Annotated in this window: 20 protein-coding genes and 4 pseudogenes; 9 read left to right on the forward strand and 15 right to left on the reverse strand. The window is 60.5% G+C overall.

Features of this window, described 5'->3' with window-relative positions:
• Nucleotides 1–880 precede the first annotated feature (880 nt).
• The 4 genes and pseudogenes from AYJ54_RS46495 (at nt 881) to AYJ54_RS01000 (ending at nt 2,802) form a co-directional block, all read left to right on the forward strand.
• Nucleotides 881–1,593 (forward strand): annotated as a pseudogene (locus AYJ54_RS46495) (IS5 family transposase).
• Between the two features lie 16 nt (nt 1,594–1,609).
• Nucleotides 1,610–1,861: an ArsR/SmtB family transcription factor gene (locus AYJ54_RS00990; protein ID WP_063696029.1), complete on the forward strand. Its 252-nt coding sequence runs from the start codon at nt 1,610–1,612 to the stop codon at nt 1,859–1,861.
• Complete coding sequence (locus AYJ54_RS00995) at nt 1,858–2,343, forward strand: SRPBCC family protein (RefSeq protein WP_063696030.1); 486 nt, start codon at nt 1,858–1,860, stop codon at nt 2,341–2,343. Before AYJ54_RS00990 ends, AYJ54_RS00995 begins: the two co-directional genes overlap by 4 nt.
• Before the next feature lie 45 nt (nt 2,344–2,388).
• The gene (locus AYJ54_RS01000) at nt 2,389–2,802 is read left to right on the forward strand and encodes an MAPEG family protein (protein ID WP_063696059.1); all 414 of its coding nucleotides are present in this window, start codon (nt 2,389–2,391) and stop codon (nt 2,800–2,802) included.
• Between the two features lie 265 nt (nt 2,803–3,067).
• Here AYJ54_RS01000 and AYJ54_RS51830 read toward each other — a convergent pair whose 3' ends face one another.
• The gene (locus tag AYJ54_RS51830) at nt 3,068–3,463 is read right to left on the reverse strand and encodes a hypothetical protein (protein WP_245328839.1); all 396 of its coding nucleotides are present in this window, start codon (nt 3,461–3,463) and stop codon (nt 3,068–3,070) included.
• A 136-nt stretch (nt 3,464–3,599) separates the two neighbouring features.
• On the opposite strand from AYJ54_RS51830, the gene AYJ54_RS53360 reads away from it, so the two are divergent.
• The gene (locus AYJ54_RS53360) at nt 3,600–3,905 is read left to right on the forward strand and encodes a class I SAM-dependent methyltransferase (protein ID WP_063696031.1); all 306 of its coding nucleotides are present in this window, start codon (nt 3,600–3,602) and stop codon (nt 3,903–3,905) included.
• 35 nt (nt 3,906–3,940) lie between these two features.
• Here the strand turns inward: AYJ54_RS53360 and AYJ54_RS01010 are convergent, their stop codons facing one another.
• From AYJ54_RS01010 to AYJ54_RS01025, 4 genes and pseudogenes are all read right to left on the reverse strand, one after another.
• Complete coding sequence (locus AYJ54_RS01010; protein WP_063696060.1) at nt 3,941–5,062, reverse strand: cysteine desulfurase family protein; 1,122 nt, start codon at nt 5,060–5,062, stop codon at nt 3,941–3,943.
• Nucleotides 5,063–5,080: 18 nt separating this feature from the next.
• A pseudogene (locus AYJ54_RS46505) lies at nt 5,081–5,454 on the reverse strand (GFA family protein).
• Nucleotides 5,451–6,710: an MFS transporter gene (locus tag AYJ54_RS01020; protein ID WP_063696033.1), complete on the reverse strand. Its 1,260-nt coding sequence runs from the start codon at nt 6,708–6,710 to the stop codon at nt 5,451–5,453. Before AYJ54_RS01020 ends, AYJ54_RS46505 begins: the two are co-directional and overlap by 4 nt.
• Before the next feature lie 4 nt (nt 6,711–6,714).
• Nucleotides 6,715–7,455, reverse strand: a complete 741-nt coding sequence (locus AYJ54_RS01025) for an MBL fold metallo-hydrolase (RefSeq protein WP_063696034.1) — start codon at nt 7,453–7,455, stop codon at nt 6,715–6,717.
• 74 nt (nt 7,456–7,529) lie between these two features.
• Between AYJ54_RS01025 and AYJ54_RS01030 the strand changes: the two genes are divergently transcribed.
• The 3 genes from AYJ54_RS01030 (at nt 7,530) to AYJ54_RS53825 (ending at nt 9,814) form a co-directional block, all read left to right on the forward strand.
• Nucleotides 7,530–8,198, forward strand: a complete 669-nt coding sequence (locus tag AYJ54_RS01030) for an ArsR/SmtB family transcription factor (protein ID WP_063696035.1) — start codon at nt 7,530–7,532, stop codon at nt 8,196–8,198.
• Between the two features lie 23 nt (nt 8,199–8,221).
• On the forward strand, nt 8,222–9,040 hold the full coding sequence (locus AYJ54_RS01035) for a nucleoside phosphorylase (protein WP_063696036.1): 819 nt from the start codon (nt 8,222–8,224) through the stop codon (nt 9,038–9,040).
• Between the two features lie 276 nt (nt 9,041–9,316).
• Nucleotides 9,317–9,814: a GIY-YIG nuclease family protein gene (locus AYJ54_RS53825; RefSeq protein ID WP_430641379.1), complete on the forward strand. Its 498-nt coding sequence runs from the start codon at nt 9,317–9,319 to the stop codon at nt 9,812–9,814.
• Between the two features lie 504 nt (nt 9,815–10,318).
• Here the strand turns inward: AYJ54_RS53825 and AYJ54_RS01045 are convergent.
• Nucleotides 10,319–11,205 (reverse strand): annotated as a pseudogene (locus AYJ54_RS01045) (SDR family NAD(P)-dependent oxidoreductase).
• 337 nt (nt 11,206–11,542) lie between these two features.
• Complete coding sequence (locus AYJ54_RS01050; protein ID WP_245328837.1) at nt 11,543–12,475, reverse strand: aldo/keto reductase; 933 nt, start codon at nt 12,473–12,475, stop codon at nt 11,543–11,545.
• A 534-nt stretch (nt 12,476–13,009) separates the two neighbouring features.
• Between AYJ54_RS01050 and AYJ54_RS01055 the strand changes: the two genes are divergently transcribed.
• Nucleotides 13,010–13,477, forward strand: coding sequence for a cache domain-containing protein (locus AYJ54_RS01055; RefSeq protein ID WP_063696038.1), 468 nt, complete (start codon nt 13,010–13,012; stop codon nt 13,475–13,477).
• A gap of 324 nt (nt 13,478–13,801) precedes the next feature.
• Here AYJ54_RS01055 and AYJ54_RS01060 read toward each other — a convergent pair whose 3' ends face one another.
• From AYJ54_RS01060 to AYJ54_RS01090, 8 genes and pseudogenes are all read right to left on the reverse strand, one after another.
• On the reverse strand, nt 13,802–14,563 hold the full coding sequence (locus AYJ54_RS01060; RefSeq protein ID WP_063696039.1) for a hypothetical protein: 762 nt from the start codon (nt 14,561–14,563) through the stop codon (nt 13,802–13,804).
• Between the two features lie 318 nt (nt 14,564–14,881).
• The gene (locus tag AYJ54_RS01065; protein ID WP_136623350.1) at nt 14,882–15,844 is read right to left on the reverse strand and encodes a hypothetical protein; all 963 of its coding nucleotides are present in this window, start codon (nt 15,842–15,844) and stop codon (nt 14,882–14,884) included.
• A gap of 525 nt (nt 15,845–16,369) precedes the next feature.
• Nucleotides 16,370–17,035 carry an energy transducer TonB family protein gene (locus tag AYJ54_RS01070; protein ID WP_161491787.1) on the reverse strand — a complete coding sequence of 222 codons (666 nt, stop codon included), beginning with the start codon at nt 17,033–17,035 and terminating at the stop codon, nt 16,370–16,372.
• Nucleotides 17,036–17,094: 59 nt separating this feature from the next.
• Nucleotides 17,095–17,529 carry a TonB system transport protein ExbD gene (exbD, locus tag AYJ54_RS01075; RefSeq protein ID WP_063696042.1) on the reverse strand — a complete coding sequence of 145 codons (435 nt, stop codon included), beginning with the start codon at nt 17,527–17,529 and terminating at the stop codon, nt 17,095–17,097.
• Between the two features lie 4 nt (nt 17,530–17,533).
• Nucleotides 17,534–17,980, reverse strand: coding sequence for a tonB-system energizer ExbB (gene exbB, locus AYJ54_RS51055; RefSeq protein WP_201724107.1), 447 nt, complete (start codon nt 17,978–17,980; stop codon nt 17,534–17,536).
• Nucleotides 17,981–18,016: 36 nt separating this feature from the next.
• Nucleotides 18,017–18,330 (reverse strand): annotated as a pseudogene (locus AYJ54_RS51840) (tonB-system energizer ExbB); the annotation flags it as partial.
• A gap of 18 nt (nt 18,331–18,348) precedes the next feature.
• Nucleotides 18,349–20,745, reverse strand: a complete 2,397-nt coding sequence (locus tag AYJ54_RS01085; protein WP_063696043.1) for a TonB-dependent receptor — start codon at nt 20,743–20,745, stop codon at nt 18,349–18,351.
• 127 nt (nt 20,746–20,872) lie between these two features.
• Nucleotides 20,873–21,247: a DUF2946 family protein gene (locus AYJ54_RS01090; protein ID WP_063696062.1), complete on the reverse strand. Its 375-nt coding sequence runs from the start codon at nt 21,245–21,247 to the stop codon at nt 20,873–20,875.
• Nucleotides 21,248–21,463: the final 216 nt, after the last annotated feature.

Here is a 21,463-nt window from a genome sequence, read left to right on the forward strand (position 1 = left end):
CAAATTTTGACGCCTGACAGACAAATGCCGACGGTATACCCGGCGTGATTTTTTGGTCTTGAATTCACAGAAAAAATTGCTCCTCGCGAAGCACTCGCAATTCCGCCACCTATCAGAGTCTATCGACTGGATGGCGCGCCGCGTGCGTAATCAAGACTGACACTGCGCTCACTGGCACGAACTTTCAGATACCGTCAGAGCTGTCGGGAATATTTGCCTAGCGTGCCGTACGACGGTTTTGCCACGATTGCTGGCGCCTCGGTCAGCTTGAGCTAGATCAAGCTTTTCATTTGCTACCAGCAAACTGTCGGGGCATGCCCGACTCCGACAAACAAACTGACAGTGAGAAAGCCAAGCCGTCGCGCTTGGACGAGGCACGCCAGATTGTCGCGGAGTAAGTCGTCGACCTCCGCGAGATCCTTAGAAGGCTCCGCAAGCCGAACTAGGGTCGCCAACCGAGGCGGCCTCAATCCCTTCGGTTGCAGCAGAGGCCCTTAGCTCCCCCTTTCGCGCTGACCTTGGTTGATGGCCATTTTGACCCGTTGCTGAAGTTGATCCGGATTCCATCGGGTTTGACACGATCATTAGTACAGGCTAATCATTAGCTATGACTAATTATACTGTCGGAAGCCGCTGTCGTAACCGATTTGCAAGATCCCCTCGGCACCGCCAGGTTTGGGACGGCGGTTAGCCATGGCCAAGGACAGCGTGCAACTAGCCGCATTGGGGGATCCGACTCGCAGACGAATATTCGAACTAGGTCGTGTGGACTCTTGGGATTCTCAAATCAGCAGAAAGGTGATTCAAGGCTGTTTTTTTGGGGGAGGCAGTCTTGGGCGCCACGGATCGGTTGGTTTTGAGCGACGAACAGTGGGACCGCATGTCTGGCCTGATCATTGGTCGCTCGGACCAGCGCGGATCGACAGGGCGCGATAATCGCATGTTTGTGGAAGGCGTGCTCTGGATTGTTCGCACCGGAGCCCCCTGGCGTGACCTGCCGCAGGTTTTCGGCGAGTGGAACAGCGTCTTCCGGCGGTTCAGCCGCTGGAGCCAGAAAGGCGTCTGGCGGCGCGTCTTCGAGGCGCTGTCGGACGACCCGGACTTCGAATACCTGATCGTCGACTCCACCATCGTCCGCGCGCACCAGCATGCCAGCGGCGCAAAAGGGGGGCTCAGGATCAGGCCATCGGACGCTCGCGCGGCGGCTTGAGCACCAAGATCCACCTGGCGGTGCGCGGGCTCGGATGCCCCGTCCGCTTCACCCTCACCGCCGGTCAGAAAGGCGACGCCCCACAGGCCGCAGCCTTGCTTGAGGGCGCGCCCGCCGAGTTCATCATCGCCGACACTGCTTACGATGCCGATCACATTCGCGAGACGGCCGCCAGCAAAGGCGCCCAAGCCGTCATTCCGAACAACCCATCTCGATCGCTCAAACACCCGCTCGACAAGCACCTCTACGCGCAACGGCACCTCGTGGAATGCTGCTTCAGCAAGCTGAAGCAGTTCCGTCGCATCGCAACTCGCTACGAAAAGACCGCACGAAACTACCTCGCCATCGTCACCATCGCCGCCACGGTGCTATGGCTGCGATAAGTGTCCACACGACCTAGTGGGCGCGCGGCCTCGCACTGTCGTTGAAATCACCAGAGAACTGACAGTCTCCCAGTCAGCCGTCTCTCAGCATCTGAAGGTGCTGCGCGAATCCTGTTTGGTCCGTGCCGAGCCAAAGGGAGCCAGCAACATTTATCACATCGATCCAGCGGGGCTCGGCCAGATGCGCGCCTGGCTTGACCGGTTCTGGAGCAGCGCGCTGGCAGCCTACAAAGTGGCCGTCGAAAAATCAGTGGAGGACGAGCAATGAGCTTACGTGTACCGGCCGCGCCCATTAAACAATCTATCGTGGTTGAGGCGCCTATCGAGCGTGCCTTCAAGGTCTTCACCGAAGACTTCGGCAGCTTCAAGCCACGCGAGCACAATCTGCTCTCCGTCCCCATCGCAGAGACTGTGTTCGAACCCCGTGTTGGCGGTCACGTTTATGATCGGGGTGTTGATGGCAGCGAATGCCGCTGGGCGCGCGTGTTGGCTTTTGAACCGCCAAATCGTGTGCTTCTAAGCTGGGACATCAGCCCGCGCTGGCAAATCGAAACCGATCCCGACAAGACCAGTGAATGGGAAGTGCGCTTCATCGCCGAGACGCCAAGCCGGACCCGGTTGGAGCTTGAGCACCGTCACCTCGAACGTCATGGCCAAGGTTGGGAAGGCGTGCGTCAAGGGGTTGAGGGCGATCAGGGTTGGCCGCTCTATCTGAACAGGTTCGCCGAGCGGATTGCCCGCGAGGCATGATGCTCGCGTGTCCCTTACGATGTGATCGTGACTACGGAGGCCTGTATGGCAGCCTATTCGCTTAGCATTTTCGGAGTGCTTGTCCTTTGCCTCCAGTCAATTCTGCTGGCGGTCTATTCAGGAGCCTCCAAAGGCAGGGCCGGGGCACTCTCCGGACCTGTCCTGCCATTGGATGACGACAACTTGCTGTACCGGATAGATCGCGTCCACTTGAACTCGGTGGAGGCACTGCCGCCTTTTGTTGTCCCAGCATTGCTCGCTATGATGGTGGAGGTTAGACCCGTCACGCTTGCAACGCTCGTATGGGTCTACGTCGCAATTCGTCTCATCCATGTTGCGGTTTATCTGCGCGGCGGCAAAGCGGCCAAAGGTGGCAGCATCAGAACTATACTCTATGTTTCAGGGGCACTTGTAACCGTCGTACTCATTGCGGCAACTGCCGTGGCGGCCACCCACTAGGGTATCAACACTGGGCCATCTGACGACGGCAACAATTTTGGCTTTTGGCCCCCTTTGCGGATCTTGGAGCCCCGAACTGCTTGAATTCGGCTAATTCGGCATGACTCGCGAGCGGCATGTAACTCAACTATTTTTTGGTCCATGAACGATTGATGTTGCCCACCGCCGCCGCTGAGTCTGGTCGGAAACAGAAAGCGAGACCGCTTTTCGCCGCGTCCTGTGGGCCATGCTGATTTAATCCTAGCGGCGATCATGGCCGTGTTGGCTATACAAGGCGCAGTTCTGATAGTCCGCCAAGGCACTGGCGAGCTGCGTCCAAGCCCGATTGCGACGCAAAGTGAGACAGCTGCGGGCCGCTAACCAGCGGATTGACTGCGCATATTTCGGAAACGATCAGCCAAATTTCATTTTCGGCGGGCCGGCGCTGGCTATACGGCACCGTGCGAAATGAACATTGGCGTCTAGCCGCGTGGCCGCGGCACAAGTGGCGATCATGCGCCGTCCCCGCTTTATCGCCGAACACGCTCGAAATGCTCGTGGCTTCCTGGGTCGGATCATTGCCTCCATCATGGCTCGCGAGACCTGGAGCCAAAATTTGCGCTTGATGGATGCGGTCGGGATCGATCGCGATGACCACATTCTCGACGTCGGGTGTGGGCACGGGCGGAGTCTATCCGAACTGGCCACCCGAGCCTCGATGGGGCATGTCGTTGGCGCGGACCCATCCGCGCTGATGGTCGAGATCGCGTCGCAACGCAATCGGCCGCTGATCCAGGCCGATCGCATCGAAGTGGCCCTTGCGAGTAGAGGCGCTGCCTGCCGATGCGACCTTCGACAAGGTTCTCTGTGTTCACGTGCTCTACTTCTGGAAGGATCTCGACGTATCCCTGCGCGAGATCGCCCGCGTGTTAAAGCCTGGCGGTCGATTGGGATTGTTGTTCCGAACCAAGGCCGACCCGGCGGCCATCGCATCGTTTCCGGCCGAAATCTACCGCTTTCCGGAACTCGCCGAAGTGACGGTGGCTCTCGAACAAGCTGGTCTGAACGTCCATGCGGCCAGCGATCGCACGAACGAGCCTGTCCTCCTCATTGCGGGAAGATGACCGACTGAAACAGCAGAACGACCACAATCAACCGATCAGGCCGAGACGATCGCGCTCAGACGCTCGATCACCTGATCGATCTCGTCCGCCGTAGTGTCTCTTCCCAGGCTGAAGCGAAGCGCGCCCATTCCGATTCTTTCGGGTACGCCCATCGCGGCGAGAACGGGCGAGAGTTCAATCCGTCCCGAATGGCACGCCGATCCCGTGGACGCCGCAACGCCGTTCAGTTGCTCCAGCATGTCCGTGCCAATCCCGCCGACGAACGACACGTTGAGAGTGTTTGGTAACCGCTCCGTGGCGTGGCCATTGAGCGCGACGTGATCGCCGAAGCGATCTTGAAGCGTTGCCCAGAAACGATCACGCAGAGCCGCGATGCGCGCCATCGTCGCGAGGTCTGCGGCGATTTCGCAGGCCGTCCCGAGCCCAATCGCGAGCAGCGCGCTCTCGGTGCCGGCGCGCCGGCCGCGTTCATGGCCGGCGCCGTGGATCAAGGGCTCGAGCTCAAGACCGCCTCGGACGTAAAGCGCGCCCACGCCTTTCGGCGCGTAGAGCTTGTGGCCGGCAATCGAAAGCAGATCGCCCCCAAGTTCGCCGACCTTCGTCGGGATCTTTCCGACCGACTGCGCCGCATCGGTGTGGAAGCGGATCTCATGCTCACGCGCGATCGCGCCGATTTCCTCGATCGGCTGAATTGTGCCGACCTCATTATTGGCGTGCATGATGCTGATCAGGACTGTCTGCGGGGTAATGGCGCGGCGCACATCCTCGGGATCGACGCGGCCAGTGCTATCGACCGGAAGATAAGTGACCACAGCGCCGAGCCATTCGAGAAACCGGCAGGGAGCAAGAACAGCGGGATGCTCGACCGCCGATGTGACGATATGCGCCCCCTTGCGGTTGAGTGCGAAGAATGTGCCCTTGATCGCTAGGTTGTTTGCTTCGCTGCCGCCGCTGGTGAAAACAATCTCGTCGGGCGCGGCACCGAGCAGCGCGGCGACCTGACCGCGGGCCTGCTCCAAGGCGACTTTCGCCGGAACGCTGGCCCAATGGCCGCTGGACGGATTGCCGAACGCCTCGTCCAGGAACGGCCGCATCGCTGCCGCCACCGCCGGGGCGATCGGCGTACTCGCGTTGTAGTCAAGATAGATCGGCTGCATCGTCGCGACCACACCTTCCTAGTTGTCCTTCAGATGAAGCCAGGACAGCTGTTCATTGGCGAACACATGCTTGCCCGGTTTCAGCTCCTCCGCCCGGTCGAAGGCACCGACACAATAATGCGTCTCGATCGGAAAATGCACGGTGGCGCAGGTCAACGTCGAGCCGCAGCGGACGCAGAAACTGCGTGTGGTTCCCGGCGAAGACTTGAACGTCGTAATGGCGCCTTCGGTCACCGTGACTGCGTCGTTCTCGAAGCCGACGAACAGCTCACCGGCGCGCCGGAATGTCTGCGGCAACTGTCGCAACGGCACCAGAAGATGCCCTTGGGTTGGCCACGTGCTTCGAAACGCACCGCCTCGCACAGGCAGCGCCCAGAATAGATTTCGGTCATCGTCGCGCTCCGGGCCTGGCTTCCATGGCGATGGCGACGAGCACCCCCGAGAGGAAGGTGATCGCACCGATCAGGCCGATCGACCAAGCCATTCCGTACAAGTCGGCGATCACGCCAGCCGATAGCGCGCCTATCGCGTAGCCGAGATCGCGCCAGAAGCGATAAACGCTGAGCGAACGCGCGCGCCAGCTCGGATGCGACGCATCAGAGACCGCCGCGATCAGGCTTGGGTAAACCATCGCCGTGCCGACACCGAGCAGGACGCTCGCGACGAACCACCATTCGAAGTGACTGGTCGCCGCAGTCAGCAACAGGCCCGCGGCCTGCACCCACATGCCAGCGGTGATCAGGCCCTTGCGGCCCCAGCGGTCCGACAGCGGACCGGTCGCGATCTGCAGAATGCCCCAGACTGCCGGATAGACCGCCTTCAGAATACCGATGCGCTCGACCGACAGGCCAAAGGACACGAAGAACAGCGGGAAGATGCCCCAGCTCATGCCGTCATTGAGGTTATTGACGAGTCCGGCCTGGGAAGCGGCGAACAGGTTGCGATCTTTAAAAGAGGTCAGGAGGAATATCTCCCGAAAACTGATCGGAGCCGCCTGCCGCGCATGGCCCGCGGTCTCGAGCCGCACGTGATCGCGTGTGTCGCGCACCAAAAGGATCGAAAGTGCGAAGCCCAGGACCGCGTAGGCAACGCCGAGATAGATCGGCGCCGGCCTCAGCCCGTATTCAGATGCAATATATCCGGTGAGAAAGGCAGTCACACCCACCGCGAGATAGCCGGCGAACTCGTTCAGGCCAACAGCAAGGCCACGCGATTTCGGGCCGACCAGATCGATCTTCATGATGACCGTCATCGACCATGCAAAGCCCTGGTTGATACCGAGCAGCGCGTTGGCCGCGATGACCCACTTCCAGCTTGGCGCGGCGATGATCATGAACGGCACTGGCAGCCCAACGAGCCAGCCGAGAACGAGAACGCGCTTGCGTCCCCAGGCGTCGGCGAGCTGACCGGAGACCAGATTGGCGCAGGCCTTCACCACGCCGAAGCTGACGATGAAGGAGACGACCAAGGTGGTCGAACTGATTCGAAACTCCTCGGCGCCGATCAGCGGCACAACGGTGCGCTCGATCCCAACCATGCCACCGACGAAGGCGTTGATCAGGACAAGCAGAGCGAATTGCGGCCAGTTCTCCTTCAGGCCCAGCCTGACTGATGGGGCAGCTTGTGGACTGAATCCCGCTTCGCTCATCCGATCACGCGATGGTAGCCGTGCCGCCCGAATTCTCGGCCCTGATCTTCGCGGCTTCCAGCGGCGCCGGCGGAATCTCCGACAGCATGAAGCGAATAAACTCGGCTTCATCCGCGATCATGAGCGCCTGGTTGTGCCGCTTCTCGAAGCCGATGGTCGACCAGGGCTTGCCACTGAGTCGCCGGCCGCAGACTGAACCTGCATAGGCGCCGGCCAGCACCTCGACATCGTCTGGAAGCTGCTTCAACCGGTGTGCGCTGTGAAACAATTGCTTCGCGCCCTCCTCCGCGCTCGTGGCAAGCTCGGTGCGACCGAGATCGCCGACCACCAGCGTGTGACCGCTGAGGACGAACCAGGGTTCCTCGCCGCGGGTATGATCGGTCACGAGAATACAGATGTGCTCGGGCGTGTGGCCGGGTGTGTGCAGAACCTTGGCCGTGACGTTGCCGAGCGGAAGAACGTCTCCGTCCCGTACGCTCTTGAACGGAAACGCGACGCGCGCCTCGGCCGAGAGCACATAGGGCGCGCCTGTTGCCTCAGCGAGTGCCCGCCCGGCGGAGATGTGGTCGGCGTGAACGTGCGTGTCGATCACGTAGTTGATCTTCATGCCGGCATTTTCTGCGGCTTGACCATAGGGTCGGATATCACCAACGGGATCCACCACCGCCCCTGTCGCCTTGCCACCGCAGCCGAAGAGGTAGGAGATACCGACCGGATCATGATGCAAGAACTGGCGCAGGATCATGGGCTTGCACTCCTCTACGAGAGCAGCTAAGTAACATTCAATCGATCTGCTGAATGATATAATAAGGAACAACCGTGTCAAGCACCGGACCGAAACAGGCGATTTACGAGAGCCTCGCCGAAGTGGCGCAGGCGCTCGGTCACACTCACCGGCTTGAGCTCCTGGAGCACCTCGCCCAAGGCGTACGGACCGTTGAAGAACTGTCCGGTCGGGCGCACCTGACGTTTGCCAACACCTCGCGCCACCTGCAGATCCTCAGGCGGGCGCGCCTCGTCGAAACGGAGCGGCGTGGCAAGAACGTTCTCTATCGCCTGGCGGGCGAACCGGAGGTGGTCGCACTGCTGAAAGCGCTCGGTCGCGTCGGCGAACGGAATGTTGCCGAGATCGGCCGGGTCGTGACCGACTACTTTCAGGCGCGCGACGCGCTCGAACCGGTCTCCCGCGACGACCTGGTCGCAAGGTTGCGCGACGATCTGGTCACGGTGCTCGATGTGAGACCGGACGACGAGTTCGCGCTGGGCCATCTTCCCGGCGCTCTCAACATTCCGCTCGCCGAACTGGAACGACGTCTCGGCGAACTTCCGAAAGGACGCGAGGTAGTTGCCTACTGCCGTGGGCCTTATTGTGTTCTTTCGTTCGAGGCAGTGGCGGCGCTCAGAGCCCACGGCTATCGCGTCCGCCGGCTTGAAGACGGCTACCCCGAGTGGAAAGCCGCGGGTCTTCCTGTCGAATCCCTCGCCTGAGTTAAACTGGACCCTGTTGCATCATGGACAAGAAAATCGATCGCGCGGATGGCACATGGCCAATTGCCAGCGAGAAAGATTACTCTGCTGCTTCGATCTTCCGACCGGAAGCCCTGTTGAGGGAAGCGCGCAGGCAGAGACAATTACCGCTCGTCGCGGTACCCGAAATCTGCGTGTTGGACCCGGATGGCGATGTCGTTCGCTATCTCAAGCGGACCGGTGCCGGACGCATTCATGAAGGATGGGCCTGCTATCACACCGAACTTCTCGCCTTCGATCTCGACGGCATCGGCGAGGTCGGGGTCGTCGGCTGCGCAGTCGGTGCTCCCTTCGCCGTGCTGGTTGCCGAACAGCTTTTCGCATCCGGTTGCCGGCTGCTCGTCAGCGTCACCTCCGCCGGCCAGATCACTCCGATCGGACCGACGCCGTACTTCGTCCTCATCGATCGCGCGCTGCGGGACGAAGGGACGAGCTATCACTACCTGCCGGGCTCCACGTTCGCCGATGCACCCGATACGTCGCTTCTTGCTCGGGTCGAACAGACTGCGCACACTCTTCGAGGCATAGCGTTACATCGCGGCGCGACATGGACGACGGATGCCCCCTATCGCGAGACCGAGACAGCGATCGCGCGGGCGCGCAAGTTAGGCCTGCTCGCCGTTGAGATGGAAGCTGCGGCCCTATACGCGTTCAGCGCAACGAGCGGTCACTCCATCGTTTGTTTCGCCCACGTCACGAACTCTATGGCGCAGACTGAAGGGGATTTCGAGAAGGGCGAGGCCGACGGAGCTAAAGCCACTCTCGCGGTCGTTGCTGCCACGGTTCGCGGTTGGCGCAGCTAAGGTTTGGAGGACTGCAGGTAGGTAAATCAATCGCCGCATTCGGTTGGTGGCTCGATCGGGCGCTCAAACGAACACCAACCGGATTCGGCGGCCAGCAGAATCGTACCCAAGACGAAGCGCGTTGCCATCTGGCATAGCCTTCGCAGACCTATCGCCGAGTCTTAGGATGCTGAAACGCTCTTGCGAGGATTCATGCGGGACGAGCTAACAGCCGACGAACTGGCGTTTCTATTGAGGCAAGGCTTAGGGCCTGACGACGTCCTTGACGTGCGCAGGATGACGCGATCCTATTGGTTTCAAGAAATCAAAAGACTCAATAAGACCATCGCACTCGGCAGCGCGTGCAAGAAGGGAGGACACCGCCTCCGGTCTCGAAAGGGTCATTGCGTCCAGTGCGACAGCTCCAAGATCGCTTTCGCCGGCCGCCACGACCTGACACAATATCTCTATATCGCGGGTTCCTTACGAGCGCGCCTTATCAAGATCGGTGTCTGCAAGGATCTACGTCAGCGTATCAGACAGATTTGCACCGAGCGTCACGGAGATGCCCGGGACTGGGAAGTTATTTATGCCGTCGAAATCGAGAGGGCTGGAGAGATCGAGGAACGGGTCCTCAGCAGGCTTGGCCACTTTGCGATCCATTCTCACTATTGGAAGAATGGGTCTCTTCAGCAATCGATTGAGCTCCGCCGCTGTTCAATAAGTCAGGCACTTGAGGCAATGTCGGCCGGAGATCGAGGGGAAGGACTTCTATCTCGCCATCAATTGGCGTGACAAGTCTACGTACGAGTTCACCTAACTTCAGAGACGTAAGAATAATAAAGGTAGGCGGTGGGAAACTTCAAAGAGGTTCGGTTTACAGGAGCGGCGTGCTCCTCGAGACCTAATGTCTGTGTGGGTTTCGTTTATGGCGGCGCAGGCCCGGTCCCGGAGACGTCTGGTTCTCGCCTTTTTGCACGCTCTGCTACGCTGCACTAACCCGCCGGCAAACCGTCTGTTGGATATCCGCTTCCACTGAGTTAAGCGGAGTGTGCAGCAGACCAGATCTACACGAATGAACTAACGCGAATCTGGCCGATAACGGCCAGGTGCCCTATGCCCACTCAATCATCTAGGACTACAGAACCGTGTTGAATTGCAAGCACAATCTCTCAAAGCTGACGGACAAATCCCGACAGTACACGGCAATCGCCAGCAGCATTTCCTTCTGACCGGTCTCCTTCTTCGGCTTCTTCGGCGCCTTTATGGGCTCGGCCTGGCCGACGCTCCGGCTCGGCCCTAGCCGTGCCCGATGTAGTCCATTCTTCCACCATCCACTACCAACATCTGGGCCGTCACCCAACCCGCCTCCGGCGCAGCAAGGAAAGCCACGACGTTGGCGATATCCGCGGGCTGCCCGATGCGCCTCATCATTGTCCGCCCGGCCAGACTCTTCTCGATCGCGTCCCACTCGCTGGCGCTGCGCTTTCCCTGCGTCATCTCCGTGCGGACGAATCCTGGCGCCACCGCGTTCGCGGTGACCCCATCAGGGCCCAGTTCCATGGCGAAACGCCGCGTCAATATCGCGGCCTCCGCTTTTGTCGCGGCGTAGAACGCATTGCCGGGCAGCGCCGTGCCGATTGCGGCTATCGAGGCCACATTGACAATCCGGCCATAGCGGCGGGCGCGCATGCCTACCATCGCAGCGCGGGTCGCGTGAATAATGCCATCCGCATTGACGCGACGCATGCGATCGAACTGTTCGTAATCGAATGTGTCGAGTGTTGCCTGATGGGACACCCCGGCATTGTTGACCAGTATGGTCACCGGACCAAGCTGCGCCTCGGCCTGCTCGATCATCACCTGGACAGCGCGAAAGTCCGCAACGTCCGCACCGGCCGTTATAGCGCGGCCGCCTTCGCCCTAATTTCGGACGCGACCTGCGCGGCCGCATCCGCACGCGCCGCATAGTTGATGCACACGGCGGCGCCCCGCTGCGCCAGAACAAGCGCGATACCTCGGCCGATGCCGCGCGCGCGGCCCGTAACCACCGCCACTTGGTTACTCCATGTCATTGCTGTCCTCCCGCTTGCCTTCTGGCGAGACTCCGCAAGTTCTTGGGAATATCTGCCGCAACTAACGCCACGGCAAGTCGTTCCGATCCATTTCAGCGTTCGGGAACGCATCGCAAGGACGTGGCCACTCGCCCTTCTTCATACCCACTGAAGGTCGAGAATTTGCCGTTGCGTCAGCTGCTGACGGCACAGCGGACGCTCATGGTAAGCTCGACTTATTCCCAGTCTGCCCCGAAGCGGACTTCGGAGGCTGTAGGAAGCCGTTCTGAAGTAGGACCGCCTCGGTTGGTGGTCTCTTTCGTCTCGCTGATGTCGTCTGTTGGCCCCTCGCCGAAGGACGCTCTGAGCTCGTCAGCGGCAGCTGTCGGGGGCAGACCGGACAGGGTTTGAGGCGCGGCGAAATCCACGCGAATGGACCCAAAGCGCACATTCAGCGCCGATTCAAACACTAGCGGCCTGATAGCGGATACGCTGCATCCAGTGTTTGAAGCTCCTGAGGTGCCAGCGTCAGTGACAGCGCGACGGCGTTTTCCTTGACATGTGCCACGGACCCGGATTCGGGAATTGCAATGACGTTGCCGCTGCGGATGGTCCAGGCCAGTGCAACCGCGGCTGCGGAGCAAGCGTGTGCTGCGGCAATACGCCCAAGAACGGGATCGCTCAGTAAGCTGGCGCCGAGGCCGCCAAGCGGCGAATAGGCCATCACCGGCATGCCGTGTCGTTCGCACCATGGCAGCAGGTCGCGTTCACTGCTGCGTCCGCCGAGGTTGTAAAAGACCTGATTGGTCGCGCAGCGATCGCCTTGTGGAATACGGAACAGATCATCCATTTGGGAGACTGTGAAGTTGGACACGCCCCAGGCACGAATCTGGCCGGCGGCGCGTAGGCGCTCTAACCCCGCGACGACCTCGGAAAATTCGGCGTTCGGAGTTGGTTCATGCAGCAAATAGAGATCGAGATGATCAGTACCGAGCCGGGCAAGGCTCGCCTCGCAAGCACGCGCCATCGCATCTCCCGTGGCGTCATCGGCTTCCACCTTGGACACCACGAAGGCGCCATCACGCTGGCCGGCAATCACGCGCTTGATCAATTCTTCGGAACGGCCTTCGCCGTAATTCCCCGATGTGTCAATCAGCGTCATCCCGAGCGAGAGGCCCGTGCGTAGCGCTTCTTCTTCGTCAGCTGCCGGATGTCTTCCCTGCCCGATATGCCAGGAGCCCTGACCGATCGCGGGGACACTGGTGCCGTCACGAAACTTGACGGTCCGTGCCTTGCCCGTTGCGGCGACGGCCGTCGCTGCATCGAGAGCCAGCGCGCCTGACAAGGTCACCAACGAACCAAGCGCGACGCAACGTTCATTGAATTCACGCCGGCTCAGCAATCTTGTACCTCTGCTCTTCACGACACTGTTCGTTCGACGGTGTGCTCGATAATGAAGATCGTTCAGTTGAGTTCCACTCGGCCAGTCACCGTGAAGACTGAAGCCTCAGGCTGCTGAATCAAGACATGGCGGAATATCTGCTTGTGTCCCTTCTGCGAAGTGTCCGCGCGCCTCGTCGAGATCCGGATAGTGGGGTATAGCGGACTAGATTTGCTCACGTTGAGTTCTTCGCATTTTGACCCACATGAGACATTGGGCCGAGTATTTCGAACCCCCTTCTCGGGAGTGTGAAATCTGCTAGATTTCATGCAGCTGCCCTCGTCGTAACCGGACGTGCCGAAATCCTCCTTAGAGGGAAAGGGCAGCGATCATACCGTCGGCAGGTGTCGCACTCCTCGACCCACGCGCTTCTTTTTCTTGCGCTAAATACGGCAGTTTGCGCACGGCCTTCGCAACCTTGGTGGCGGTGCGCGAAATTTCGCTTGTTCTGACATCAATCGACATATTCCCCGCTGCGCAATAGGGAGAACGTCCATGGTTCGTAAACTCTTGATCGGCGTCGCCTCGGCCGCCGCTCTCACGCTTTCGGTTTCCGCGTTCGCGCAAAAGCCGCAGTTCGGCACGGCCTCAGAGGCCAAAGCATTGCTGGAGCGCGCTATACCCGTTGTGAAAGCTGACAAGACTGCCGCCTTCGCCAAGTTTCTCTCGGGCGAGGATGGCTTCAAAGACCGCGACCTCTACGTCTTCTGCGCCAACAGTGGAGACGGCAAGATAAACGCCGCCCCGTCTACCGTCTTGGGCAAAGATGCCAGAACTCTCGTGGATAAGGCGGGTGATCACTACGGCCAGAGAATCCTTGACCAAGGGAGCGCAAAAGGCGAAGGCGTCATCAGCGAGATCACTTACATGTTCCCGCGGCCCAACAGTGATGCACCCGTTCAAAAGACGGCCTTTATCACCAAGATCGCCGATCAAATTTGCGGCGTTGGCTATTACCAGTAGACCGTCTAGAACCGGATAATTCCGCGGGACGCAGCGCGCAAAAAGCGAAGCGGCATTTGCGCCCTGAATCAATGTCTCTTGCGGGCCCTGAAGAGACGCGCGTAGTGGCTTTCGAAACGTCGGCTCTTGAGGGCTAAGCAAACCAAGGCTGAGCCGGACTCGGATCGCTGCTTTTGACCCACTCCGGACCGGGGCGGCCGCCCACGATCTCATTCGATGTTGGCGTCGGCATCGACCGGATGATGGCGAGAGGCGCTGCGGGCCACATCGCCTTATGAAGAAGCCCCGCGGTTTGCACGGGGGCTTCTTTCCTGAATGCCTGGCTTACGATCCCGGAAGGAAGATCTGCCGCGAGTACCATGGGATCGCGGTAATGGCGATGAGTTGCTCCGAACCATCGAACAGAGGAGTAAGTTGCCGACCGGAAGCCTTGAACGAGACTTTTTGTGCGCGATCTGTCCCTGTTACTGTGCTGCGCACCACGTCCGTGGCTTGCTCATAGCGATATATGCGATAGAAGTCGGGTTTGGCTCCCGAATAGACAAGCGATTCGACATTAGCCCGCCCGGGCACGCCGCGGGTATACTGAACCTGAGCCTGAACCGAATCTCCGGCGTCTGTCGTGAAGGACCATGACTCCTCGACACTCGTCATTCCGGCAGGATCGCTGTGGATCTTTCTGTCCAAGTCAGCCTTCGCGTAGACGAAATTGCTATAGGGGCCGGGAGCGTAACTTGTTGGCGAAAACAGTCCGCCGACTACCATTGGTACAGCTTTTTCCATCCCTTGCCTCTTGGCTGGTATGACCAGCGCGGCGCCGCGAACAGCATCTACCGGCTTTCCCTCGGCATCTTGGGCCAAGATCTGGTCAACCAAGACGACTGAGAGATTGGATCCTTTGGACGGCCCAGTATTGGGCGCCTCTATTTGCCAGCCTTCCGGCAGCATTTTTTGAGCCGCCGAGTCGGCTACCTTGAAACTAAGAACCGTTCGTACGTCTAGAGTGCTGCTGTAGAGTTTCTCCTTTTCGCCAGCAAAGGCAGGCTGAGCGAGAAGTAACAAGATCGCTAGAGCGTGTCTGCGCATGGTCTCTCCTCCCTCGGTTGATCGATCCGGTGTGCCGGATCAACGACCCCTAGCCTATATCAAATCCTTTGAGCAGTCAGAGTCCGGTCCTGCGACAGAAGATTAATTCTGATCCGGATCGGCGAGTTTGCCGGACGCGTGTTCCTGGGTTTGATGCCAATGCCGAAATGTCCGAGTCTGGCCCCGAGCCGACCAACGTGTAAGCCGTTACGGCGTCGGCTGTCTGGGCTAGACCGGACATCAGCCCGCTCTGCCCAGACCGCCGCTTTTGACCCGTTGCGGAATTCGATAAGCCACCGGAGAAACGAGGAAACAAGTTCACGGCTTGCAAACCGGAGGCGACTGTGCGGGCAGCTCGGGATCCTTGTGGTATCGAGCGAGGATCGGTTCGAGAACCTCTTTCGGCCAGAATTTCGGAGTGCCGATCTGCTTCAAGCAGAAGGCGCTCCAATACAGCCCCGCTCGCGACAGCGACTGGCGAGTTGCAGCGGCTTGCGCGACCGCCTCGATGTCGTGGGATTCCGGATAAATGTAGACCGTCGTTGGATCGTCCTTCAACAGCGGAACGATTTGCTGGGCGTCAGACGGCGACCAACTGGTGCAGCCATCGCTGCGACCCCCGGAGTAGTCCACCAGAGTCCCAAATGGAACGTAACCGTTCTGGTTCGCATATGGACTACGTGGATTCTTTCGAAGACATATGTCCTTCAGTGTGACGGCCGCATGTCCACCGATGGCGCGCGGTCTGGCGTTGGCGGTCTCGCCTTCGCCATCGAACTGAACAAACGAGCGCGTCAAGGCCGCATCTTGTTTCGTCGACACACGATAATAGCCTTTGAACGACGTTTTCGTCTCACCTGTCACGTAGGCGCCGCCGGTCGTCAGGTACGAATCCATGGCATTGCCAAAATTCTTCGCGCACTCTCTGCCATTTGCGAAATCAGCAACACCCTTCAAATTGCGACCGCTGCCGTGCCCTGCGGAAATCGCACGAAAAGACCGGTCGGCTTGGCAAATAACGTAAAACCGGGAGCCCAATCTGCCATTGCCTAAATCGTTGGGGCGCGTCGCGTCCATGGCAAAATAGCAGGGATTTTTAACGACGCCTTCGTTCACCTTTCTCAGATAGAGGGCGCGCGCCCTCTGTAGGACCACTTGCGCGATCTGCCCGTCGCCTTCGCCAATATGGTCCCGCAGCCAGGCCGGAACGTCCGACGTTTGCTCCGCTGCAAAGGATCCAGCCGCCAGCCACGCGGCCATTGTGACGCTGAGACCAACCATCTTGAGAAAGCTCAATCCTGACCGCAACGGATCGCCTCCACAGTCGGCATGCTAGTCCTTACCCTTAAAAGCATTGTTGCCGCTCTGGTCGGAACGGAACGCCGCCGGGAAAATTAGTCTTCGCGGGCTTTTAGTAGCCACAATCTCTGTACTGTTTCGAGGCAACACGAAAGTGCGAGCCTATTTCAACGAAATCCACGTCCAGACATTGGTTTCCTCGACGGTATTCGCCAAGGCCGTTGCATTGAAGGTACTCAAGGTTTATTCGCCAGCGCTTTTCGCGCGGTGAGTAGGTTGCGAAGTCATGCTGGGCGCGGGCCGGTCCTTTGCAGATTCCAGTGATGTATTGTCGGACCTCAGCGGGCAAATTGCCTATAAGACGAGCATCCCAAGGATCCTCCTTATTTGCGGCACTGCCTTTGGAAACAGCGGGCAGTTCACTGCAAATCAGAAGGCAAAGAGCCAGCAACAAGGTCCGGACTGTCATTCGACACTCCCGTCAAGTGCGACCCGGTGCCGGCGCCTTCAACTGGACCGGGCGAAATTCACCGGCGCGATGTAAGTATCCTGCGCGCCCGGCTTGGCCGCAGGGAATGCCGGGAAGGGACTCGCGCGTCGAAGAATCTCGATCGCCTCGCGATCGAGTACATCGTTGCCGGACGACTTCGTTACAGTGCTGGCGATCACATCGCCTGCGCGGTTCAACATAAATCTAACGATGACCGTGCCTGACTTGCCGCGCGCGGCCGACGGGTAGCGCTTGAACTTTTGCAGATGGCCGAACACCAGCGCGTTATAGGCGTTTGAGCCTGCTTCGGTGAACTGTCCGATATGCTCGCTCTTTGGCGGCGCGCGGGTTTCCGGCGCGGGCGGTTGAGGCAGGGGCTTCGGTTCGTCCACCTCCTTCTCGACCTTTGGCAGCGTGACTTCGGCCTCTTGTGCCGGCGGCGGTGGCTGCACCACCGGCTCTTCCTGCTTCTCCTCGACCTTGGGCGGTTCCGGTGGCGCGGCCTCAGCCTGCTGCATGGTTGGCCCGACGGCGATGTCCTGGTCTTGAATCTCGGGCGAACTGCTTTCGACCGGCGCCAGTGTCACCGCGATCGCGGGCGGGATGTTCGGCTCGACCGGCCTGCGGGCATACCACAACGCAACCGTGGCCACGATCGCCGCGTGCGCCATCAGGATCGTCACGCCGGCAAATGTCCAGCGGGAAAGTCCGCGCCGTTCTGGCAGATGCAGTGCAAACGCGTTCATGGCTTGGCTGCCGGCGTTTCCAGGCCGACCAACGCGAGCTTGAGGTATCCGGCGTCGCGCAGGCTGTTCATCACCTCCATGAGCGTGCCATAGCTGAGGGTCTTGTCTCCGCGGACGAAAATCGTTTCGTCCTTATGGTTGTTGGTGGCGGAATCGAGTGCGGCCGAAAGCTCCCCGCGCGGCACCAAGGTCTCGCCAACCGCAATGGTCTCGTCCGGCTTGATGGTCACGAAGACGGGCTTGTCCGGCCGCGGCTGCTCCGGCGCGGTACTGGCGGGCAGGTTGACTCCGATGTCGACAGTGGCAAGCGGCGCCGCCACCATGAAGATGATCAAGAGCACGAGGATCACGTCGATGAACGGCGTGACGTTGATCTCGTGCTGGATTTCGAGATCGTCGCTGCCCGAACGTTGTCCAAGACGTATGGCCATGCTGTCACTCCGCGGCCCGTGACAGCATCGCCGCGCGGCCGTGCTGTCCGCGGCTGATCATCAACAGGAGCTGCGCCGAGGCGTCGTCCAATAGGGTGCGGTAGCCGCCGATGACCCGCACTAGGTGGTTGTAGATCACGACCGCGGGGATCGCGGCGACGAGTCCCATGGCGGTTGCGAGCAGCGCTTCGGCTATACCGGGCGCCACCACCGCGAGATTGGTCGTGTGGGATTCGGAGATGCCGATGAAGGAGTTCATGATGCCCCACACCGTGCCGAACAGGCCGACGAACGGTGCCGTCGCGCCGATCGTGGCGAGCAGGCCGGTGCCGCGCGAGATCTGCCGTGTCATCGCCGCCTGCACGCGCTCCAGCCGCAGGGCGACGCGCTCCTTGAATGCGTCGTCGACGATACCGTCGGACAGCTCGGCCTCGCGCGCAGTGGTGAGGATGAGCTGGGCGACGGCGTCCCTGTCGTTACGGCAGGNGCGAGGCTGCCGCCGCTTTCCAACAGCCTGGTGCGGCGGCGGGCCTGCCGCCGCGCACCCGCTAACTCAACCGTTTTGGCAAGCCACACCGTCCAGGTCACGAGCGATGCAAACGCAAGCCCGATCATCACCGCCTTCACGATGATGTCGGCGTTGAGGAACATGCCCCACGGCGAGAGATTACGGGGCAGCAGCGGATTTGACGTGTCAGCCAGCGCAGCCGTCGAGATCGCGAGCGGTGCAAGGCTCACGATTGTCAGCGTGACGATGCGGGCGAATTTTCCCGACTTCGCCCGTGATTTGCGATCAGGCATATGGTTCTCTGCTCCCGCTCATATCTTCTGTGAGATGCCGACGAAGAAACCACGCCGCGGTCCGAATTGCGGCGCGAACACGCCGATGCCGGACCCGTCCCTGATTTCGTAGATCTTGTCGAAAAGGTTCACGACATCGAACCGCACCGTGGTCGGCTTGTTCGGCGCGACGAAATGGAAGTCGTGCGACACGCCGACATTGACCTGGGTGTAGGACGGCACGTGGTCGGTATTGGCGAAGCCGGAACGAAGCCCGCTGCCGTAGATCATTGATGCGCTAAACTTCGTGTCGTACCACTGATAGGAGGCACCGGCCGAAGCCGTCACCCACTGGCTATGGTCGGTGTGGATGTAGTGGGTGGCGATGTAGGCCAGCTCGTCCGGATCGAACAGGAACTGGTTCGAGACGATATTGGTGCCGATCTGGCGCGCCCACGCCACGTTGCCGTAGAGCTTGAGATTGCCCTTGGTATAGCTCGCCTTGAGTTCGAGCCCGATATTGTTGGCCTTGGCATAGTTGAAGCCATCGAGCACATAGGCTTGGCCGAACTGCCCGTCATCGAGCAGATCACGCGCCAGCTTGACGTAGCCGTCGAGGCCGACTTCAAGGCCGGGAATCGGCCAGATCTTCTGAACCACGCCGGCATCGAAGACGTGGGCTCGTTCCGGCAGCACCGGATCGTTCTGGGTGACCGCGGGCGCAGCCACCATGCCCTGGAACAGCGCAATGTTGGTCGGCGCCGCAATCACCTGCTGCGGCGGCGTGAAGGTCCGCGCGTAGCCGGCATGGACGGTGGTGCCGTCCTGGGGCACCCAGGTCAGGCTGATGCGCGGGCTGAACTGGTTGGCATCGACATATTGCCACATCTGGTCGAAGCGCAGACCCACGTTGAGGGTCAGGTTGTTGGTGATCTTCCATTCGTCCTGCACATAGGCACCGAACAGCCAGCCAAGCTTGCTGGAGGAATCGTAGATGGTGACGGGTGGGAGCGGTGCGCCCGTCGTCGGGTCGAACGCCTGACCACCATTCACCGGGTCACTGGGGAACGTCGTGTTGATGCCAGTGACCAGGGACCGCTCGGCGCTGGTGGTGAACCCGAACCGCAGCGTATGCGCGTCGGCGATGCGCCAGGCGGTATCTTCCTGGATGCCGTTGACGTAACTCTGACGGTACACGCTCGATGAAATGCCGTTGATGAGCAGGTCACCGATCGGGTCGGGCCAGAAGTGGAGCTGGCTGTAGCGGTTGAAATAGGAAAGCTGGTAGTCGATTCCTTCGGCCGAGTGCTGGTAGGCGACGACGTTGAACTGGTTGAGTTCGGACTGCCGCTCGTTGAGAAACGCGGAATTGAAGCTGGTTATGTTCCCCAACTGGAAGTTGGACGGCTGCCCGGGATTGTTGGGAATCTGATACAGCGCGTTCGAGACGCCGCCGATATAGGTGATGCGGCTGTTGGGATCGAGCACCGTCGAGACGTAGGCAAAGCCCTTTTCCTGTTGCGTGCGGTCGTGGATGGCCTCATTTGCGGGCGTCGGATTCTCGATGCCGAGATTGTTGTAGAGATAGCGACCCGACACGTAATACTGCGTTTGTCCCACCGTCCCGCCGTATTCGGCGAATGGCGTGATGGTCTGGTGGCTGCCGCCATAGACGCTGACCTTGCCGGAATTGTCGAACGCGTCCGCCTTGGTCGTAATATCCAGCACGCCGGCCGTGCGCAGCCCATATTGCGCCGGCAGCGCCCCCGTCAGCAGGGCCATATTGCCGACAATACCTGTGTCGAGGATTTGTCCGAAGCCGCCGACCCCGTCGGGCAGCATAATGCCGTTGATGCGGTATTGCAGATTGGCATGCTCGTTGCGCACATGCAGTTCGCCGCTCGCCGCCGAATCCTGATGCACGCCCGGGAACTGCAGCAGCGCCTTATCCAGCGCAGTGTTGTTACCCTGCGGCAGGGATTCGATGGCCTGGTGGCTCAGTTGGTAGGAGCCGGCCCCGATCGGCGGGAAGATGGTTTGGCGGGCCGCGTCGAACTTCTGGTTCTGCTGCGCGACGACCTGCTGCTGTGTGGGCGGAGTCGATGCGGGAGGCCGATTCGTCGCCACGACGCGCGGAGGCTTCGTGCGGGGCCGCGGCCGCTCTGCCGGCGCCACGACGCGCGTCTCGGGCAGGACGTTGCCGCCCTGCGCTTGAGGCGGAGGCGACGGGGGCTGTTCCGCAGCCGCGGGGCTTTGCTGCGGTGAGGGCTGGGTCGCAGCCGGCGTTTCGGGCGCGGAAGGGGAAGCGGATGGCTGCGGCGTTGGCGAGGCGGCTCCGGCTTGCGCGAGCGCGGGCGCGCCTGACGCTGCGACCAGCACGAGTGCGGACGCGGATAGGAGAAGGCTACGCGGGATGCGCAAAGAGGCGGAATACATGAAGATTCCTGACTGAGATGATTCACACGCGGGCCAAAAGGCGACACAAGCCGTGTGGTGAGCGACGGAAGCTCGGCCGGTGGCGACAGCAGGTCTGGTGCTGCGCTACGCGAGCGAGGCAGCGGCGTCAGGAAATCGGTGGCCCGCGGGACTGAAAGGCCGCGCGTGGCGGCTGAGGGATTGCGTACTCATGCTCGATCGGGCGGTCGATCGACACGTCGGCAAAGCTAACGGGTAGCGCAGGTGGTGTCGCCGCCAGGGCGTTCCCCATCGCCGCGGTGGCGACGCAGATCGGACAGAGATAGTCCACACCGTCAGCAGGATGGTTTGGCGTCTGATCGCTATTGTCCGGCGTGCTTGACGCGGCGAGGGCAACCTGGCTTGGACCTGAGCCCGGGCCGCCAATGGCGTGAACGTGACCAAAGGCCAGCGCAAAGTTAATGGCAATCGCAAGGAGCGCGAGCCATGAGCCTTGTCTGACATGATCCCGGAACCAGCGCATGCGAAGCGCGACCGTCGCCTTCTTTCCATTCTCTGGGGCCACAATCCTATCCGACTTGGCAGTCGGGTCAACCAGGTTCCTGTCATACTCGGCCAGGATTGCCAGACATCGGCGCGAGCGTGCACGCAATTTGAGCTGTTCTCGCTGCCTTCCCGCAGGTCGGGACGCGTGGCCGGTCGCCGCATCTCGTGCAGGCAGCACGCCTATTGGGCCGCG

The organism is Bradyrhizobium centrolobii, from assembly GCF_001641635.1.
GTDB lineage: Bacteria > Pseudomonadota > Alphaproteobacteria > Rhizobiales > Xanthobacteraceae > Bradyrhizobium > Bradyrhizobium centrolobii.

Excerpts from the sequence above, each read along its gene's own strand:
- AYJ54_RS01055 (WP_063696038.1), top strand. The coding sequence starts at position 13,010 with ATGGTTCGTAAACTCTTGATCGGCGTCGCCTCGGCCGCCGCTCTCACG.
- AYJ54_RS01010 (WP_063696060.1), bottom strand. The coding sequence starts at position 5,062 with ATGCAGCCGATCTATCTTGACTACAACGCGAGTACGCCGATCGCCCCG.
- AYJ54_RS01065 (WP_136623350.1), bottom strand. The coding sequence starts at position 15,844 with ATGGTTGGTCTCAGCGTCACAATGGCCGCGTGGCTGGCGGCTGGATCC.
- AYJ54_RS01060 (WP_063696039.1), bottom strand. The coding sequence starts at position 14,563 with ATGCGCAGACACGCTCTAGCGATCTTGTTACTTCTCGCTCAGCCTGCC.
- AYJ54_RS53825 (WP_430641379.1), top strand. The coding sequence starts at position 9,317 with ATGACGCGATCCTATTGGTTTCAAGAAATCAAAAGACTCAATAAGACC.
- exbD (WP_063696042.1), bottom strand. The coding sequence starts at position 17,529 with ATGGCCATACGTCTTGGACAACGTTCGGGCAGCGACGATCTCGAAATC.
- AYJ54_RS01020 (WP_063696033.1), bottom strand. The coding sequence starts at position 6,710 with ATGAGCGAAGCGGGATTCAGTCCACAAGCTGCCCCATCAGTCAGGCTG.
- AYJ54_RS01025 (WP_063696034.1), bottom strand. The coding sequence starts at position 7,455 with ATGATCCTGCGCCAGTTCTTGCATCATGATCCGGTCGGTATCTCCTAC.
- AYJ54_RS01000 (WP_063696059.1), top strand. The coding sequence starts at position 2,389 with ATGGCAGCCTATTCGCTTAGCATTTTCGGAGTGCTTGTCCTTTGCCTC.
- AYJ54_RS01035 (WP_063696036.1), top strand. The coding sequence starts at position 8,222 with ATGGACAAGAAAATCGATCGCGCGGATGGCACATGGCCAATTGCCAGC.
- AYJ54_RS01090 (WP_063696062.1), bottom strand. The coding sequence starts at position 21,247 with ATGCGCTGGTTCCGGGATCATGTCAGACAAGGCTCATGGCTCGCGCTC.
- AYJ54_RS01085 (WP_063696043.1), bottom strand. The coding sequence starts at position 20,745 with ATGTATTCCGCCTCTTTGCGCATCCCGCGTAGCCTTCTCCTATCCGCG.
- AYJ54_RS00995 (WP_063696030.1), top strand. The coding sequence starts at position 1,858 with ATGAGCTTACGTGTACCGGCCGCGCCCATTAAACAATCTATCGTGGTT.